Here is a 15,708-nt window from a genome sequence, read left to right as displayed (position 1 = left end):
GGCAAGATTCCGAAGGAGTGAGATGCCGGAATTCATCGCGATCCGTCCACCTGAGCTGAGCGCCGCGGACATTGACGCGTGGCGAGCGATGCAACGTGCCCAGCCACACCTGGCCAACCCGTTCCTCAGCCCCGACTTCACCCTCGCCATGGGCGAGGTCAGCGATCGGGTGCGGGTCCTCATCGTGCGCGACGAGGCGGGCATCGCCGGTTTTCTGCCCTACGAGCACGGCTCCGGCGGCGTGGGCTCGGCCGTGGGCGCGTGGGTGTCGCTCTCCCAGGGCGTGATCCACCGTCCGGGGGCCGACTTCGATGCGGACGAGCTGTTGAAGGCCTGCGGGTTGCACGTCTGGGAGTTCGGCTGTCTGGTGGAGCGGCAACCGTGGTTCGCCCCCTACACCAGGCAAAGCCTTGAGGCGACCATACTCGACCTGAGCGACGGTTACCCGGCCTACGAGAAGGAGTTGAAGGACAGGTCCCCGAAGTTCCTGAAGAGCACCCAGTACAAAGAGCGCAAGCTCGGCCGCGACGTCGGCGAGGTGACCCACGTCTTCGCGGTCGACTCCGACGAGCAGTTCCGCCTGTTGAGGGAATGGAAGTCCGCCCAGTATCTGCGTATCGGCCGCCCTGACCGCTTCGCCAAGGACTGGGTCGTGCGGCTCGTCGAGCGGCTGCACGCCATCGACTCCCCGGACTTCGGCGGCGTGCTGTCCATGCTGTACGCCGGGGGGCAGCCGGTGGCGGGCCATTTCGGGCTGCGCTCGCACTCGACGCTGATCGGCTGGTTCCCCGCCTACGATCCGGCCTTCTCCAAGTATTCGCCCGGCCTGATCCAGCATCTGCGGATGGCGGAGGACGCGGCCGGCCTGGGCCTGGACGCCCTCGATCTCAGCGTCGGCGCGGGTTACGAGTACAAGAGCGCGCTGGAGAGCCGGACCACGCCGGTGAGCGAGGGCATCGTCCGCCGGCGCACCCTCCGCGCGGGCGTCCACTGGGCGCGCGCCGAGCCGGTGCGCATGGTGCGGCAGCGGATGCTGGACACCCCGGCCATCTACCGGCTCGCGGACCGGGCGCTCAAGAGCTACGGCCGCATCCGGGCGAAGGGCGAGACGCGATGAAGGTCACCGACCTCGAGTCCGTCATGAGTGAGCGGATCGGCCAGGGCTGCCTGCACGTGCCGTCCGCGCGGTTCGGGCTGTTGCTGGCGCTGCGCCACTGGTTCTCCCCCGGCGACCGGGTGCTGATCGCCCCCACCAACTGCGAGACCGTGCTGTTCATCGCGCTGGCGGCCGGGCTCACGCCGGTGATGGCGCCGGTGTCGTGGCGCGACGGCAACATCGACGTGCCGCGGGTCGACTGGACCGGCCTCGCCGGTGTGATCACCACCCACCTGTACGGCCAGCCCGACCGGGTGGTCGAGCTGCGCGCCGAGTGCGACCGGCGCGGGCTGGTCCTCATCGACGACGCCGCGCACGCCTTCCAGACCGTGGCCGGCGGGCGCCCGGCGGGCCTGCACGGGCAGGCGGGCGTCTTCAGCCTGGCCAAGCACGGGCGGGCGATGTCCGGTGGCTTCCTCACCGCCGCCGACCCCGGCGCGCTGTCCGAGCTGGCCGCGGCGCGTGCGGAGCTCCTGCTGCCCGGCGGGGCCAGGCTCGGCGCCGTGCTCCGGCCGGTGATCCGCGAGACGATCTACCGCACCGGGCTGGTCCGGCCGGTCTGGCACGCGCTCAAGCGGCTCGGCCTGGTCACCTGGACAGGGCACCGCTACCCTACGACGGTGGCGGAGGTGACCAAGGCGTCCGGTGACCTCGCGGCGATGGACCCGTGGCTCCGCATCGACCTGGACGACTGGCGGATGCGCGCCGGGACGGCGCTCCTGCGCTTCCAGCGCTCCCGGATGAGGACGATCGACCGCGAGCGCGACAGAAGCATGGCCGGGGTCGAGCTCCTGCGCGCGACGCCCTGGGCGGCGCAGGGAGTCCGCGAGGCGCCGGTCCAGCCGCTCCTGCGGGTGCCGCTGCTCGTCGCCGACCGGGACGAGGCCGTCACCGCGCTGGAGGGGCAGGGCGTGGTGCCCGGCTTCATCTACGACCCGCCGCTGGACGATTACCTCTCCATGATTCCCCAAGGCCCCACACCTGAGATCGCACGCTGGTGGACGAGCCACGTGCTGCCCGCCGACCCGCTCGACGCCGCCCGCATGGTGCGGCTGCTGAAGCGGCTCGGTGTGCGGCCGCTCGATCGGCCCGCGCCGGAAGGACCCTCGCCCCATGGTCGGTAACACCCCCGAGATGGCCAGTGACACACCGCAGCAGACCGCCCCCGCCCCCAAGGCAGGGCTCGGCCTGGTGCGCAGGCTGCGGACCGACCTGCGCAATCCGCTCTTCCTGCAGGGCTACGCGCTGATGGCCAACACGGCCGTCACGGCCGTGCTGGGCCTGGGCTACTGGTTCCTGGCCGTACGTCTCTACAGCCCCGCCGCGTTCGGCGAGGGCCAGCTGATGATCACCGCGATGCGACTGTTCTCCTCACTGGTCGGGCTGGCCTTCGTCGGGGTCATGGCCAGGTTCATCCCGATCTCGGGGCGCGGCACCGGGAGACTGATCCTGCGCGGCTACGGAGTCGCCGGGGTCACCGCGGTGCTGGCGGCGCTGGTCTTCCTGCTGACCCTGCCCCTGTGGGGGCCGGCGTACGCGGAGCTGGCCGGTCTGCTGCCCGCGCTGTTCTTCCTCGCCTCGGTGCTCGTCTGGACGATCTTCACCCTCCAGGACGTGGTGCTGGCCGGGCTGCGCCAGGCCGTCTGGGTGCCGGTGAACAGCACCCTGTTCGGCCTGCTGAAGATGGGCCTGCTGGTGGCACTGGCGTTCGCGCTGCCCCAGGGCGGGCTGTTCGGCGGGATCTTCGTGTCTTGGATCGTTCCCACCGCGGCGGCGCTGATCCCGGTCAGCTGGCTGATCTTCCGGCGGGCGATTCCCCAGCATGTGAGCAGGACCGGCGCGAACACCGTCCCGCCGGGGCTGCGCGAGATCGGCCGGTTCGTGGCCGGTGACTTCTCCGGCACCCTGTCCACGCTCCTGGTCCTGTACCTGGTGCCCGTCATGGTCGGCGCCTGGCTGAACGACCCCGAGCTGTTCGGCTACTTCTCGGTGACCCACACGCTCGGCTGCATGATGGGGCTGCTGGCGGCGAACATGGCGGTCTCGCTGACGGTCGAGGGCTCCCTCGACTCCGCCCGCCTCGCCCAGACCACCCGCAACGCGCTGCGCCGCACCTTCCTCATCGTCGGGCCCATCGTGGCGGTCGTCATCGCGGCGGCCCCGCTGATCCTGCTCATCTTCGGCTCCGAGCTGTCCGAGGCCGGCACCCCGCTGCTGCGCCTGATGGCGCTGGGCGTGCTGCCGATGGCGCTGGTGGAGATCCGGCTGGGCACGCTGCGGGCGCGCAGCGAGGCCAGGAAGCTGGCGATGATCCAGATCGGCATGACGCTGCTCGTGTTCACCAGCGTCATCGCGCTGTACCCGGTCTTCGGCATCACCGGGGTCGGCTACGGCCTGCTCATCAGCCAGACGGTGACCGGGCTGTGCGTGCTTCCCGGCCTGCGCAAGATCGTGGCGCTCTCCCGTACCGAGTCCTGATCCGCAGCCCCGGGGCGGGCCCGGGGCGGCGGATCAGGCGGGTCAAGCAGGTCAGGCGGGTCAGGCGGTCACGGCGAGAGCCGGTGCAGGTCGCGCGGGAAGGCGGCGGCCTGGCGGATGTTGGCCGCGCCGGTCAGGCGCGCCGTCCAGCGCTCCAGCCCGATGGCGAACCCGCCGTGCGGCGGCATCCCGTACGCGAACGCCTGGAGATAGCCCTCGTACGGCTCGATGCTCTCACCGCTGTCGGCCAGCGCTTCCAGGTAGTCGCGGTGCCGGTGCAGCCGCTGGCCGCCGGTCACCAGCTCCAGCCCGCGAAACAGCAGGTCGAAGCCGTTGGAGTAGCCGGGACGGGCCGGGTCGGGATGGGTGTAGAAGGGCCGCTTGGCCATCGGGTAGCCAGTCACGAACAGGAACTCCGAGCCGTGCTCCTCCAGCGCCCACCGCGACAGCCACCGCTCCTGGGCCGGGGACAGGTCCGGCTCGTCCGCGCCGGTCATCCGCTGCGCCTCGGCGAAGTGCACGGCCGGGATCTCGGCGGGCACCTCGGGCAGGGTCAGGCCGAGCGTCGCCACGGCGGAGCCGGCCCGGTCGCGTACCGACTCCAGCATGCCCGCCACCGCCTCGCGCAGCACCGCCATCACCTCGCGGTGGTCGCGCACGAAGCCCAGCTCGGCGTCGAGACTGGTGTACTGGGCCAGGTGGCGGACGGTGTCGTGCGGCTCCGCCCGGAAGACCGGCCCCACCTCGTAGACCCGTTCGAACACCCCGACCATCGCCTGCTTGTAGAACTGCGGCGACTGCGCGAGGTAGGCGGGGCGGCCGAAGTAGTCGATGCCGAAGACGTTCGCGCCGGACTCGGTCGCCGAGGCGACGATCTTCGGGGTGTGGATCTCGGTGAAGCCGAGCCGGTCGAGCACCGCCCGGAAGCCCGCCACGCTCGCCGCCGAGATCTCCAGCGGCGCCCTGAGCGCCGGATGCCGCAGGGCGACCGGGGCATGGTCGAGGATCGTCGGCAGTGTGGCCGGCACGACCGGGCGGTAGAGGTCGAAGGGCGGCGCCTCGACCGGCTCGGAGAGCACGTGCAGCTCGGGACCGGTGAGCTCGACGCCGCCCGGCGCCTGCGGGTTGGCCGTCACGGTCCCGGTGACCTCGACGACGCTCTCCTCGCCGGGCAGGTCGCCGCCGTGGAAGACGGCCTGCGCCAGCCCGGCGCGGTCTCGGATCACGAGGAAGGACACGGATTTCAGCAGCCGGCGGCGATGGACCCAACCGGCGATCGTCACTCGTTGCCCGGCGTGCTCAGTGAGCTCCGCCGACAGGACACGAGAGATCATCACAGCTCCTCACGAGGAAGTGCATGACCCCTTGGGAGTGCGGGGGAGAAGGGAACTCCCGGTGCCACCGCACTTTCGCCGCCCGCGAGGGGCGGCCTCCACGACCCGATGACGGGGGTCAGACCGGCGGGGCATTTCCTCCCCGCACTCGGGAGTGTCTTCGCCAGGGGGCGCGGGGCCGCCTTCTCAGCGATCGGCGGCTCTCTCGGCCCGCGCGGCCCCTGGCTACTCGTCTCCGTCTACGCGTTGCCGTGGATGGTAGCCGGACGGGCCCTCCTCAGGCAACGCGATGCGGCGTCAGCGATCCTTTTTCTGCCGCTTCTCCCGGATCTTCATCGTGACCTCGATCGGCGAGCCGGCGAAGCCGAACTCCTCGCGGATCCGGCGCTCGATGAAGCGCCGGTAGGTGTCCTCCAGCCAGCCCGAGGTGAACAGCACGAACTTGGGCGGCTCGGTCGACGCCTGCGTGGCGAACAGGATCTTCGGCTGCTTGCCGCTGCGCACGGGCGGCGGCGTCGCGTGCACCAGGTCGGTCAGGAACGCGTTGAGCCTGGACGTCGGCACCCGGGTGGACCAGGAGTCCAGCGCCTTCTCCAGCGCCGGGACGAGCCGGTCCATGTGGCGGCCGGTCAGGGCGGAGATGTTGACGCGCAGCGCCCACGGGGTGCGGACGAGCTGCCTGTCGATCTCCCGTTCGAGGTAGTAGCGGCGGTCCTCGTCGACGAGGTCCCACTTGTTGAAGGCCACCACCATGGCCCTGCCGGACTCGATCACCAGGGTGATGATGCGCAGGTCCTGCTCGGTGAGCGGCTCGCTGGCGTCGATCAGCACGATCGCCACCTCGGAGCGGTCGAGCGCGGCCCTGGTGCGCATGGCGGCGTAGAAGTCGGCGCCCTGCAGCTCGCGGTCGCGCCGCCTGATGCCAGCGGTGTCGACGAACCGCCAGGTCTTGTCACCGAGCTCGATCAGCTCGTCGACCGGGTCGCGGGTGGTGCCGGCCATCGGGTCGACCAGCACCCGCTCCTGTCCGGCCAGCTTGTTGAGCAGGGACGACTTGCCCACGTTGGGCTTGCCGAGCAGCGCCACCCGGGCGGGGCCGCGCTTGTCGCCGAACGTCACCGCCGGCGTCTCCGGCAGCGCTTCGAGCACCACGTCGAGCAGGTCGCCGCTGGAGCGGCCGTGCAGGGCCGAGACGGCGTGCGGCTCGCCGAGGCCGAGCGACCACAGGGCCGCGGCCTCCATCTCGATCTGCTGGTTGTCGACCTTGTTGGCCGTCAGGATGACCGGCTTGCCGGACTGACGCAGGATGGAGCCCACGATCTCGTCGGCGTCGGTGGCGCCCACGGTCGCGTCGACCACGAACACGATCACGTCCGCCAGCTCGGCGGCGATCTGCGCCTGCTCGGCGATGCGCAGGTTCATCCCGGTGGCGTCGGGATCCCAGCCGCCGGTGTCGACGACCGTGAACCGGCGCCCGCGCCAGTTGGCTTCGTAGGTGACGCGGTCGCGGGTCACGCCCGGCACGTCCTCGACGACCGCCTCGCGGCGGCCGATGATGCGGTTGACCAGCGTGGACTTGCCGACATTCGGCCGCCCGACGATGGCCACGACCGGCAGCGGAGTGCTGTCGGCCGGTTCTTCGGATACGTCTAGCTCGTCGAGGTCAGCCTCGACCCATTCCCCCGTGGACACGATGTCTCATCCTTATGAGTCCCGCACCCTCAGGTGCGCTCCTTGACCAGTCTCAGCACCTCCGCGATGACCTCTTCGAGGTTGAGCGCGGTGGTGTCGAGCTCGATGGCGCCATCCGCCAGCGAGAGTGGATCTGTCTTGCGTGTCGAGTCCAGCGTGTCGCGGCGGGCCATGGCGGCCTGCTGCGCTTGCGCGGTGGTGCCGGCCAGCTCCGCCGAACGGCGCTGGGCACGGGCCTCGGCGCTGGCCGTCAGATAGATCTTGACGGATGCGTCCGGGGCGACCACGGAGCCGATGTCGCGGCCTTCGACCACGATGTCACCGGCGCCGATGATCTCCTGCTGGAGCGCGACGAGCCGTGCCCGCACCTGCGGCACCGCCGCCACGACGGAGACCGCGGAGGTCACCTCGTCCTGCCTGATCGGCTCACCCACGTCGACGCCGCCGACCTGGATGGCCGGGGCCTCCGGGTCGGTGCCGGAGACGATCTCGGGCTCGCCGGAGCGGGCCGCGATCATGGCCGGATCGGCGAGGTCGACGCCCTGCCGGAGCATCCACCAGGTCATCGCCCGGTATTGTGCCCCGGTGTCCAGGTAGCGCAGCCCCAGCGCGCGAGCGACTCCGCGCGACGCGCTCGACTTGCCCGACCCCGAAGGGCCGTCCATGGCGACGACCAGACCGGCCACGGTCTCTCCCTCTTCACGTTTTCACCTAACCTGAAGAGGTTACCGCCTCCTGGTCAGTCGCTCACCCAACTGCCGTGGAAGCCGAGCGGCACCCGCGCCGGCAGGTGCACGGTGGCGACCGGCTCGCCGGTGAAGTCCTGCGCCGACAGGATCACCAGATCGGCCGCTCCCCGTGCGGGGTCGTTGACGAAGACCATCACGTAACCGGCGTCCTCGGCCTCGCCCGACTCCACGAACACCGGCTCGCCCACGTAGGCGTCCCGGCCGAACCGCCGCCCCTGCTGGGTGCCCCGCTCCAGGTCGTGCTTGATGAGCGTGTTGTCGAACGCCTCGTCCGGGAGGTCCTCCATGGCCCTGTCCGGCGGATAGACCATCTCCACCAGGTCACTGGTCGCGACGGTGTAGCCGTAGCGGTAGGGCCTGCCGGTGAGCCGCTCGTCCATCCGCGGGAACTCCTGCGCCCGATCGTCCAGCCGGGTCTCGCTCACCCTGCCCGACGACAGGTCGATCCGCCAGCGATCCAGCGTGGGCGAGCCGCCCCCCTCAAGGCGGGCGTCGACGAAGCGCTTCGGGTAACGCACCACGTCGACCACGACCTGGTCGCCGTCGTCGTAGGCGTTGAGGGTGTGGAAGACCCAGCACGGGTTCACCTCGAACCACCGAACCTCGCCGGTCCGGCGGGACAGCAGCCCCAGCCGGGAGCCGTGCTCCTCGTTCCACGCGTACGGCAGCGGGGCGCCCTTTTCGGCGTGCGCCATGCTGAAGGTGACGGGCAGGTCGTAGAGCACCACGAAGCGCTCGGTCAGCGCGAAATCGTGCATCATGGGCGCGTCCGCGATGGGGATGTCCCTGGTCCGCGTGACGGCGCCCTTGGCGTCGAGCACGACGTGCTGGTGGTGGTCCCAGCCGAAGAAGTACGCCATCGCGTGCAGCTCGCCGGTGGCCGGGTCCAGGTGGGTGTGCGCGGCGAACCCGCCGGGCAGGCCGCCGTCGAAGTCGCACGGGCCGATGGTGTCGAGCTCGTAGCCGAGTTCGTACGGCAGCGACCCCGCCTCCACGGTCGCGAAGGTGCGGCCGGCCAGGCCGATCACGTGGGTGTTGGCCGCGAAGTCCATGCCGCCGTGCGTGCGGCCGGGCCTCGGCTCCTCGCCGAGCCGCCGGGCGACGTCGGCGTTGCGCACCCATCGGTTGCGGTACCACTCGGCGCGGCCGTCGCGCAGCCGAACCCCGTGCACCATGCCCTCGCCCAGGAACAGGTGGGAGGCGCTCGGGTCGTCGAGGCTGAGCGGGTTGGGGCCGTTGCGCAGGTAGCGGCCGTTCAGCTCGGCGGGGATGCGGCCGGTGACCTTCAGGTCGAAGGCGGTGATCTCGTCAGTGACCGGGGCGAGGCCGCCCCGGTAGGGCGTTGACATCAGGTGGTCCTCTCGTCGTGCGTCAGGAGTCGTGCGTCAGGAAGGGGCTGAGCACCGAGTCGCAGAGCAACCGGTAACGCTGCTCCGCCTCGGCCCGGTCGAAGTAGCCGGCGAGCTCCAGGCTGACCGCGCCGTGCATGGCCATCCAGAGCACGTCGGCGATCTCCACGTCGGAGGCACCGTGCAGCAGCCCTGCCGCCAGGCAGCGGCCGACCCCGGCCACGAGCAGCTGGAAGGATCTCTTCGCCTCCTGCCCGGCCTCGGGGCGCGGCGTGAAGCCGGGCATGCCTCCCTGGAACATCACGCGGTAATAGGCCGGCTGGTCCAGCGCGTAGGCCCGGTAGGCGTCGATGCCCGACCGCAGGTGCGTCATGGCGTCCGGGCCGGGAGGCGCGGCCAGCAGCCGCCGCTCGAACCTGGCGAACCCCTCCAGCCAGAGTGCCTCGCTGAGCCCGTCCTTGCCGCCGAAGAGCGTGTAGATCACTTTGGTGGAGCAGCCGACCTCGGCGGCGATGCGGCGCACGGTCAGCGAGGCCGGGCCTTCGTCGATCAGAAGGCGTGTGGCCGCGTCCAGGACCGCGGCCCTGACGACGTCCTGACCCTCGCGCTGGGCTTGCTGATAGGCGGTGGAACTCATACGGCAACATCGTTTCTGTCCGGTAACACTGTTTCTACCCCTTTGTACGCCCGCCCGGCGGCATCGTCAAACACGAGTAAGCACGGTGTTCCCGGAAAGGAAGGCATGGGGCGAAGGAGCACAGATGACAGGCATGAGAGACACGGCGGGCAGGGTGACGGTGGTGATCGCCACCATGGACCGGCTCCGTGCCCTCCAGCGCTCGCTCCCCCACCATCCCGGCCCGGTGATCCTGGTCGACAACGGCTCCACGGACGGCACCGTCTGCTTCGTCCGGCGCCACTTCCCGCATGTGCGCGTCGTCGAGGCCGGCCGCAACCTGGGCGCGCCCGCCCGCAACCTCGGCGTCGAGCTGGCCGAGACCCCCTACGTCGCCTTCGCCGACGACGACTCCTGGTGGGCCCCCGGCGCGCTGGAGCTGGCCGCCGACCTCCTCGACGCCCACCCACGGCTGGCCGTGCTCGGCGCCCGCGTCCTCGTCGGGGCCGAGCAGCGGCTCGACCCGGTGAGCGAGGAGATGCGACGCTCACCCCTCGGCGTACGGGACGACCTGCCCGGACCCAGCGTGCTGGGCTTCCTGGCCTGCGGGGCGGTGGTGCGCAGGAAGGCGTTCCTGGAGGCGGGCGGATTCGACGACGTGATCTTCTTCTTCGGCGAGGAGGAGCGCCTGGCCATGGACCTGGCCGCCATGGGCTGGGGGCTCGCCTACGTGGACGACGTGGTGGCGCACCACCACCCGTCGCCGCCCCGCGACCCCGCCGGACGGCAGGCGCTGGCCGTGCGCAACGGCCTGCTCACCGCCGTCCTGCGCCGCCCCTGGCGGGTGGTGGCCCTGCGCTCGCTCGAAGCCCTGCGCCGCGGCCCGCCGGGCTGGCGCGGACTCCGTACGACGGTGCCCCGCCTGTCGCAGGCGCTGGCGCAGCGCCGGCAGCTCCCGCCCGAGGTCGAGCAGGCGCGACGCACCCTGGAGCGCGGTTACGGTACGTGAGCGAATGGGTAACAATCCGTCATGGCTACTGCACCTAACCCAATTCAGCTACAGAAGCACCTCAAGGGTGTCGACTATCCCGCCAGCAAGTCCGACCTGGTGGCGGCGGCCCGCGAGCACGGCGCGGACCAGGACATCATCAAAGCACTGGAGGCCATGCCCGACCGCGAGTACGACGGCCCGAACGCCGTCAGCCAGGCCGTCACCCAGCGCTGAACAGAGAGAAGGCCGAAAGAAGGAAAAGGCGCGGCGCGGGTCGGCGCCGCGCTCCTTCCGTCGTTGCACGGTGTCGTTGCACGGTGTCGTTGCACGGTGAACTACACGGCGCGTCAGGGAAGCTGCCAGTCCCGTTCGCGCAGGGCCTGAGCGAGCACCGGAGCGGAGTCCGGCTGCACCGACAGCTCCGCGATGCCGAGCGGGAGGCCGGGCGCGTGCTCCAGGCGCACGTCCTCGACGTTGACCCCGACCTCGTCGCAGATCTGGAAGAGCCTGGCGAGCTGGCCAGGACGGTCACCGATGACGACCTGGACGACGACGTAGGCGGGAGCCGGGCCGCCGTGCTTGCCCGGGATGCGGTCGTGGCCCGCGACACCGCGCTTGAGCAGCTGGGTGAGCTCGCCACGCGCCGTGCCGTCGCCGCCGGCCAGCGCGCGCAGCGCCGACGCGGCCTCGGCCAGGTCACGGGAGACCGCCTCCAGCACCTCGGCGACCGGGGCGGCGTTGCCCGACAGGATGCCCAGCCACAGCCCCGGATCGCTGCCCGCGATCCTGGTCACGTCGCGCACCCCCTGCCCCGCCAGGCCGAGCGCGACCTCGGTGGCGTCGGACAGGCGCGCCGCGACCGCCGCCGCCGTCACATGCGGAGCGTGCGAGACGACCGCCACCGCCCTGTCATGATCGACGGCGTCCACCTCGACCGGATTGGCGCCGCACAGCTCGATCAGCCGCAGCACCGCCGCCCTGGCCTCGGCGGACGACTCGGCCGTCGGGCAGAAGGCCCACGGGCGGCCCAGGAACAGGTCCGCGCGGCCCGCGCCGGGCCCCGACTTCTCCCGACCCGCGAGAGGATGAGAAGCGACATAGCTGGTCAGATCACAGCCGAGCCGGGCGGCATGCTCGATCGGCTCCGCCTTGACGCTCGCCACGTCGGTGTAGAACCGGGCGACGCCACCCTCCTGCAGCGACAGCAGCTCGTTGGCGACATGACCCGGCGGCACCGCGATCACCGCGAGGTCGATCGCCTCCGCCTGCCGCTCACCGGGCTGCCACTCCTCCCCCGCGCCGAGCTCCCGCGCCAGCCGGACGGCGCCCTGGTCACGGTCGGCGAGCAGCACCCGCACACCCTTGCGACGCAGCGCCAGCGCCAGCGAGGTGCCGATGAGACCGGTGCCCACCACCAGAACGGTGCGGAGTTCGGAGGCCATGTCTTCGTCCCGGATCGTTGATTACTGAGCGATGTCCTGACGCAGCGCGACCGCGCCACGCAGGTAAACGTGCTGGATGGCGGCCCGCGGCCGGTCGGTCTCCACATGCGCCATCAGCCGCACCACGCGGGGCAGCGCGCCCGGCACGTCGATCTCGGTGGTGCAGATCAGCGGCACATCGTGGAACCCCAGCTTGCGCGCCGCCAGAGCGGGAAACTCCGCGGTCAGGTCAGGCGTCGCCGTGAACAGCACGCTGATCACGTCGTCCGTGGTGAGCTCGTTACGCGCCATGATCTGGGCGACCAGCTCGGTCGTCCCCTCGATGATCGAGTCACGGTCGTTGGCACCCACCTGGATGGCCCCGCGGATCGCCCTCACCATGCGCTTCGCTCCTTCTATAAGCGGGAGAGCCCGTGCGGAGATTCGCACGGGCTCCTGCGTCCTGATCAGGTTACAGCTTCACTGCCGCGTACAGTTCGCCCACTTCCTTCAAGCTCAGCGACCTGATGGTGCCCGGCTTGGTACGGCCCAGCTTCACCGGCCCGAACTCGATCCTGGCCAGGTCGATGATCCGGTGGCCCGACTCTTCGAGCATGCGCCGTACGACGTGCTTGCGACCCTCGTGCAGCACCACCTCGACCAGCGCCTGCTGGCCGTGCTCCTGCACGATCGCGAAGCTGTCGGCCTTCGCCAGGCCGTCCTCCAGCTCGATCCCCTGCTTGAGCCTGCGGCCCAGGTCACGCGGGATCGGGCCGGGAACCTTGGCCCAGTACTTCTTCTGCACCCCATAGCTGGGATGCGTCAGCCGGTTGGCCAGCTCACCGTCGTTGGTCAGCAGCAGCAGGCCCTCGGTCTCGGTGTCGAGCCTGCCCACGTGGAACAGTCGCGGCGCGAGCTCCTCCACATAGTCCGCCAGGCACGGCCGCCCCTGCGGGTCGTCCATGGTGGAGACGACGCCGATGGGCTTGTTCAGCGCGTAGTAGACCAGGTCGGGCGCGGTCGGGATGCGCTTGCCGTCCACGTGGATGATCTGCGTGGCCGGGTCCACCTTGGCCCCGAACCGCCGCACGACCTGCCCGTTCACGGTGACACGACCGTCGCCGATCATCTCCTCGCAGGCACGCCGGCTGGCCACGCCCGCCTGGGCGAGCACCTTCTGCAGCCGGACACCGCCGGGCACCTCGGTGGTGTCCCGCTCGTCGGTGTAGCCCGCGGGGAAGAGTGCGGGGTCGCGCATCGGCTGACGCGCCGTCTTGAACCGGTCGCGAGGCGCCTGCTCGCGACCGCCACGGCCGGCGCCGGCGCCGGCCCGGGGCGAGCCGCCGAGCGTCTGCACGTCGTCCCTCCTGGGGGTACGGCCACCGTCCCGCCCAGCACCCTCGTCACGCCTGCCGAACCTGGCGCGAGCTCCCGGGGCGGCGCCTTCCCTGCGCCCGCTCCGGTCGGCCTTGAATCCGCCACGGTCCTCACGTACGGAGTGGTCACGCCCACCACGCCGGTCGGCTCCGTAACCGCCACGCCCACTGTCAGCGCCCGCGCGCCGGTCGGCCGCGTAACCGCCGCCGCTCCGGGCCGCGCCGTGACCGCGCTCATCGCCGCCGCTCCGGTCGGCTCCGTAACCGCCGCGGCGGTCACCGCCGCCCGAGGCGCCGCGCTCGTCGCGCCGCGCGTCACCGTCCCGGCCACCGGCACGGTAACCCTCGCGGTCACCACCCCCGCCGCGCGCCGGACGGGACCCGTCACGATCGTCACGCGAGCCGTTACGGACATCGCCACGGCCTCCACGGGACGCCGGGCGGAAGCCATCACGGTCACCGCGGGACGTCGAGCCCTCACGGGCGGCGGAGCCGAAGCCCTCGCCGGACCCCGAGCCGTCACCACGAGAAGCCGAGCCGTAACCCTCACGGGAGCCGTAGCCCTCACGGGACGACGAGCCGTAACCCTCGCGGGAGCCGTAACCCTCACGGGACGACGAGCCGTAACCCTCGCGGGAAGTCGAGCTGGAGCGCTCGCGGCCTCCGGGGCGGGAGTCGTAGCCGCGCTCGGACCTGCCGCCGGCGAAGCCCGTACGCTCGCGGCTGTCGCGTCCGGGGGACCTGCCGTACCTGGCGCGGGCCCCGCCACGGTCGGCACGGAGCGAGTCGCGGGGGGACCCGGATTCGCCTCTGGAGTCGCGGCCGTAGCCACGACCGGCGTCGTCACGGCGGGGGCCACCGCGGGAATCGGTGCGGGGCACGCCACCACGCGAGTCATCGCGGCGGAACCCACCACGGGAATCGTCACGGCCGCCCCGGTCGTCACGGCGGAATCCACCGCGGTCATCACCGTGGGAACCACTATGGTCATCGCCACGGAAACCACCACGGGGACCACTACGGTCATCGCCACGGGCGCTGCCCCGCGGACCACCTCGGTCATCGTTTCGGGACGTCCCTCGCGGACCGCCGTAGCCGCCGCGCGAGTCGCCGCGATCGTCGCGGGAGCTTCCGCGCGATCCGCCGAAACCGCCGCCGCGCGAGTCATCGCCACGGAAGCCCCCGCGCGGGCCGCCACGGCCGTCGCCACGGGAATCATCGCGACGCGGGCCGCCGCGCGCCTCACCGCGCGAGTCGTCACGGCGCGGGCCGCGTACGTCGCTGCGGGAATCGTCACGACGCGGACCGCGTACCTCACCGCGCGAGTCGTCACGGCGGGGGCCATGCGCGTCGCTGCGGGAATCGTCACGGCGGGGGCCGCCGCGTGCGTCGTCTCGGTGGGAACCGCCGCGGTCGTCGCGGCGGGGACCGTCACGGAAGTCGTCGCGGCGGGGACCGCCGCGCGAGTCGTCCGAGCGGAAGGCGGGACGTCCACCACGGCCGGCGCCGCCGGTGCGTCCACGACCGCGTCCATCACCGGACGGGGTGCTTCGCCTGTTGATCACTTTGTTGTCTCCTCGAGGTTTTCCACGTCGTCGGGGAGGAAGGGCGCGAGCTCAGGAAGCTCGCTCAGATCCTTCAGTCCCAGACGTTCAAGGAAGTATGAGCTTGTCCGGTAAAGCACTGCTTGGCTCTCCGGGTCAGAACCGGCCTCTTCGACCAGCCCCCTGGCGACGAGCGTCCGTATGACGCCATCGCTGTTGACACCGCGTACCGCGGCTACGCGAGCGCGGCTCACCGGTTGCCGGTAGGCCACGACCGCAAGTGTTTCAAGCGCGGCCTGGGTCAGCCGCGTCTGCTGGCCATCGCGAACGAACCGCTCGACCAGTTGCGCACAGTCGGCGCGCGTGTAGTAACGCCAGCCGCCTGCGACCTGTCTCAGATCGAAACCCCGTTCGGCGGCAGTGTATTCCTCGGACAACTCCCGCAGCGCCGCCACCACCTCGTGCGTGGGCCGCTCCAGCACCTGAGCGAGAGTCACTTCAGGTACGGGTTCGTCGACGACGAGCATGATGGCTTCCAAGGCCGCCTTGAGCCCGGGGCCCTCGACCTCCCCCTCACCGGTCCCCCCTACAGCGGACGCGCGCGCTGCGCCGGCTTCCGCCGCACCACGACTCACCGCACCGGCGCCGGGAAGAGCCACCGGGCGTGAGGCGGCCGAAACCGGTGAGCCCTTCCCCGCTCCCCCGGTGCTTCCCCCGTTCTCGCTGTTCTCGGCGTTCCCGTTTTCCCTGCTTTTCCCACTGTTGCCGGTGCTTCCGGCGCCCTTGGTGCTCTTTGTGCCGCTGGCGGCGTCGGGGGCGGGTGGATCTGTGCCTCGGGTGGCGGGGGCGGGGGCGTTGGCTTCAGCGACATCAGGGCCAACGCCGTCGCGACCAGCGGCGACAGATTCCATCCCGTCAGGGCTTGCCACGTCTGGCTCCGCGCCTTCACGACCGACGGCATCAAGCCCCGCGCCGGCAAGGGCGGTGCCGCCCGTCACCGCG

General features: G+C 71.3%; 14 protein-coding genes. 5 read left to right on the top strand and 9 right to left on the bottom strand.

Annotated features, from left to right (window positions below):
- Positions 1-22 precede the first annotated feature (22 nt).
- The 3 genes from ACTMTF_RS02720 to ACTMTF_RS02710 are packed head-to-tail and all read left to right on the top strand — an operon-like array spanning position 23 to position 3,634.
- Complete coding sequence (locus ACTMTF_RS02720; protein WP_441109047.1) at positions 23-1,117, top strand: GNAT family N-acetyltransferase; 1,095 nt, start codon at positions 23-25, stop codon at positions 1,115-1,117.
- The gene (locus tag ACTMTF_RS02715; RefSeq protein ID WP_441109046.1) at positions 1,114-2,280 is read left to right on the top strand and encodes a DegT/DnrJ/EryC1/StrS family aminotransferase; all 1,167 of its coding nucleotides are present in this window, start codon (positions 1,114-1,116) and stop codon (positions 2,278-2,280) included. Before ACTMTF_RS02720 ends, ACTMTF_RS02715 begins: the two co-directional genes overlap by 4 nt.
- Positions 2,270-3,634 (top strand): lipopolysaccharide biosynthesis protein, encoded by a 1,365-nt coding sequence (locus ACTMTF_RS02710; protein ID WP_441109045.1) that lies wholly within the window; start codon positions 2,270-2,272, stop codon positions 3,632-3,634. Before ACTMTF_RS02715 ends, ACTMTF_RS02710 begins: the two co-directional genes overlap by 11 nt.
- 68 nt (positions 3,635-3,702) lie before the next feature.
- On the opposite strand, the gene aspS is transcribed toward ACTMTF_RS02710, so the two are convergent.
- The 5 genes from aspS to ACTMTF_RS02685 all read right to left on the bottom strand — a co-directional run bounded on the left by aspS (position 3,703) and on the right by ACTMTF_RS02685 (position 9,395).
- Positions 3,703-4,968 (bottom strand): aspartate--tRNA(Asn) ligase, encoded by a 1,266-nt coding sequence (gene aspS, locus ACTMTF_RS02705; RefSeq protein ID WP_441109044.1) that lies wholly within the window; start codon positions 4,966-4,968, stop codon positions 3,703-3,705.
- A 297-nt stretch (positions 4,969-5,265) separates the two neighbouring features.
- A complete protein-coding gene (gene der / locus ACTMTF_RS02700; protein ID WP_441109043.1) occupies positions 5,266-6,660 on the bottom strand; it encodes a ribosome biogenesis GTPase Der in 1,395 nt (464 codons plus the stop codon).
- 29 nt (positions 6,661-6,689) lie between these two features.
- Positions 6,690-7,346: a (d)CMP kinase gene (cmk, locus tag ACTMTF_RS02695; RefSeq protein ID WP_441109042.1), complete on the bottom strand. Its 657-nt coding sequence runs from the start codon at positions 7,344-7,346 to the stop codon at positions 6,690-6,692.
- 53 nt (positions 7,347-7,399) lie between these two features.
- Positions 7,400-8,758, bottom strand: coding sequence for a carotenoid oxygenase family protein (locus tag ACTMTF_RS02690; protein WP_441109041.1), 1,359 nt, complete (start codon positions 8,756-8,758; stop codon positions 7,400-7,402).
- Positions 8,759-8,780: 22 nt separating this feature from the next.
- Positions 8,781-9,395 (bottom strand): TetR/AcrR family transcriptional regulator, encoded by a 615-nt coding sequence (locus ACTMTF_RS02685; RefSeq protein ID WP_441109040.1) that lies wholly within the window; start codon positions 9,393-9,395, stop codon positions 8,781-8,783.
- A gap of 124 nt (positions 9,396-9,519) precedes the next feature.
- Here ACTMTF_RS02685 and ACTMTF_RS02680 point away from each other — a divergent pair, with 124 nt between their 5' ends.
- Positions 9,520-10,383 (top strand): glycosyltransferase family 2 protein, encoded by an 864-nt coding sequence (locus ACTMTF_RS02680; RefSeq protein WP_441109039.1) that lies wholly within the window; start codon positions 9,520-9,522, stop codon positions 10,381-10,383.
- A gap of 21 nt (positions 10,384-10,404) precedes the next feature.
- Positions 10,405-10,599 carry a DUF2795 domain-containing protein gene (locus ACTMTF_RS02675; RefSeq protein WP_397000634.1) on the top strand — a complete coding sequence of 65 codons (195 nt, stop codon included), beginning with the start codon at positions 10,405-10,407 and terminating at the stop codon, positions 10,597-10,599.
- Positions 10,600-10,712: 113 nt separating this feature from the next.
- On the opposite strand, the gene ACTMTF_RS02670 is transcribed toward ACTMTF_RS02675, so the two are convergent.
- The 4 genes from ACTMTF_RS02670 to scpB all read right to left on the bottom strand — a co-directional run bounded on the left by ACTMTF_RS02670 (position 10,713) and on the right by scpB (position 15,341).
- The gene (locus tag ACTMTF_RS02670; RefSeq protein ID WP_441109038.1) at positions 10,713-11,807 is read right to left on the bottom strand and encodes a prephenate dehydrogenase; all 1,095 of its coding nucleotides are present in this window, start codon (positions 11,805-11,807) and stop codon (positions 10,713-10,715) included.
- Positions 11,808-11,828: 21 nt separating this feature from the next.
- Positions 11,829-12,188 carry a chorismate mutase gene (aroH, locus tag ACTMTF_RS02665; protein ID WP_189140065.1) on the bottom strand — a complete coding sequence of 120 codons (360 nt, stop codon included), beginning with the start codon at positions 12,186-12,188 and terminating at the stop codon, positions 11,829-11,831.
- A gap of 70 nt (positions 12,189-12,258) precedes the next feature.
- On the bottom strand, positions 12,259-14,043 hold the full coding sequence (locus tag ACTMTF_RS02660) for a pseudouridine synthase (protein ID WP_441109037.1): 1,785 nt from the start codon (positions 14,041-14,043) through the stop codon (positions 12,259-12,261).
- Positions 14,044-14,723: 680 nt separating this feature from the next.
- Positions 14,724-15,341, bottom strand: a complete 618-nt coding sequence (scpB, locus tag ACTMTF_RS02655; RefSeq protein WP_441109813.1) for an SMC-Scp complex subunit ScpB — start codon at positions 15,339-15,341, stop codon at positions 14,724-14,726.
- Between the last annotated feature and the right edge of the window lie 367 nt (positions 15,342-15,708).

It is taken from the genome of Nonomuraea sp. ZG12 (genome assembly GCF_052068115.1).
In the GTDB taxonomy this organism is placed as follows: Bacteria; Actinomycetota; Actinomycetes; order Streptosporangiales; family Streptosporangiaceae; genus Nonomuraea.
The sequence above is the reverse complement of the archived record's forward strand: the minus strand, read 5'-3'. Positions and strand labels throughout refer to the sequence as shown.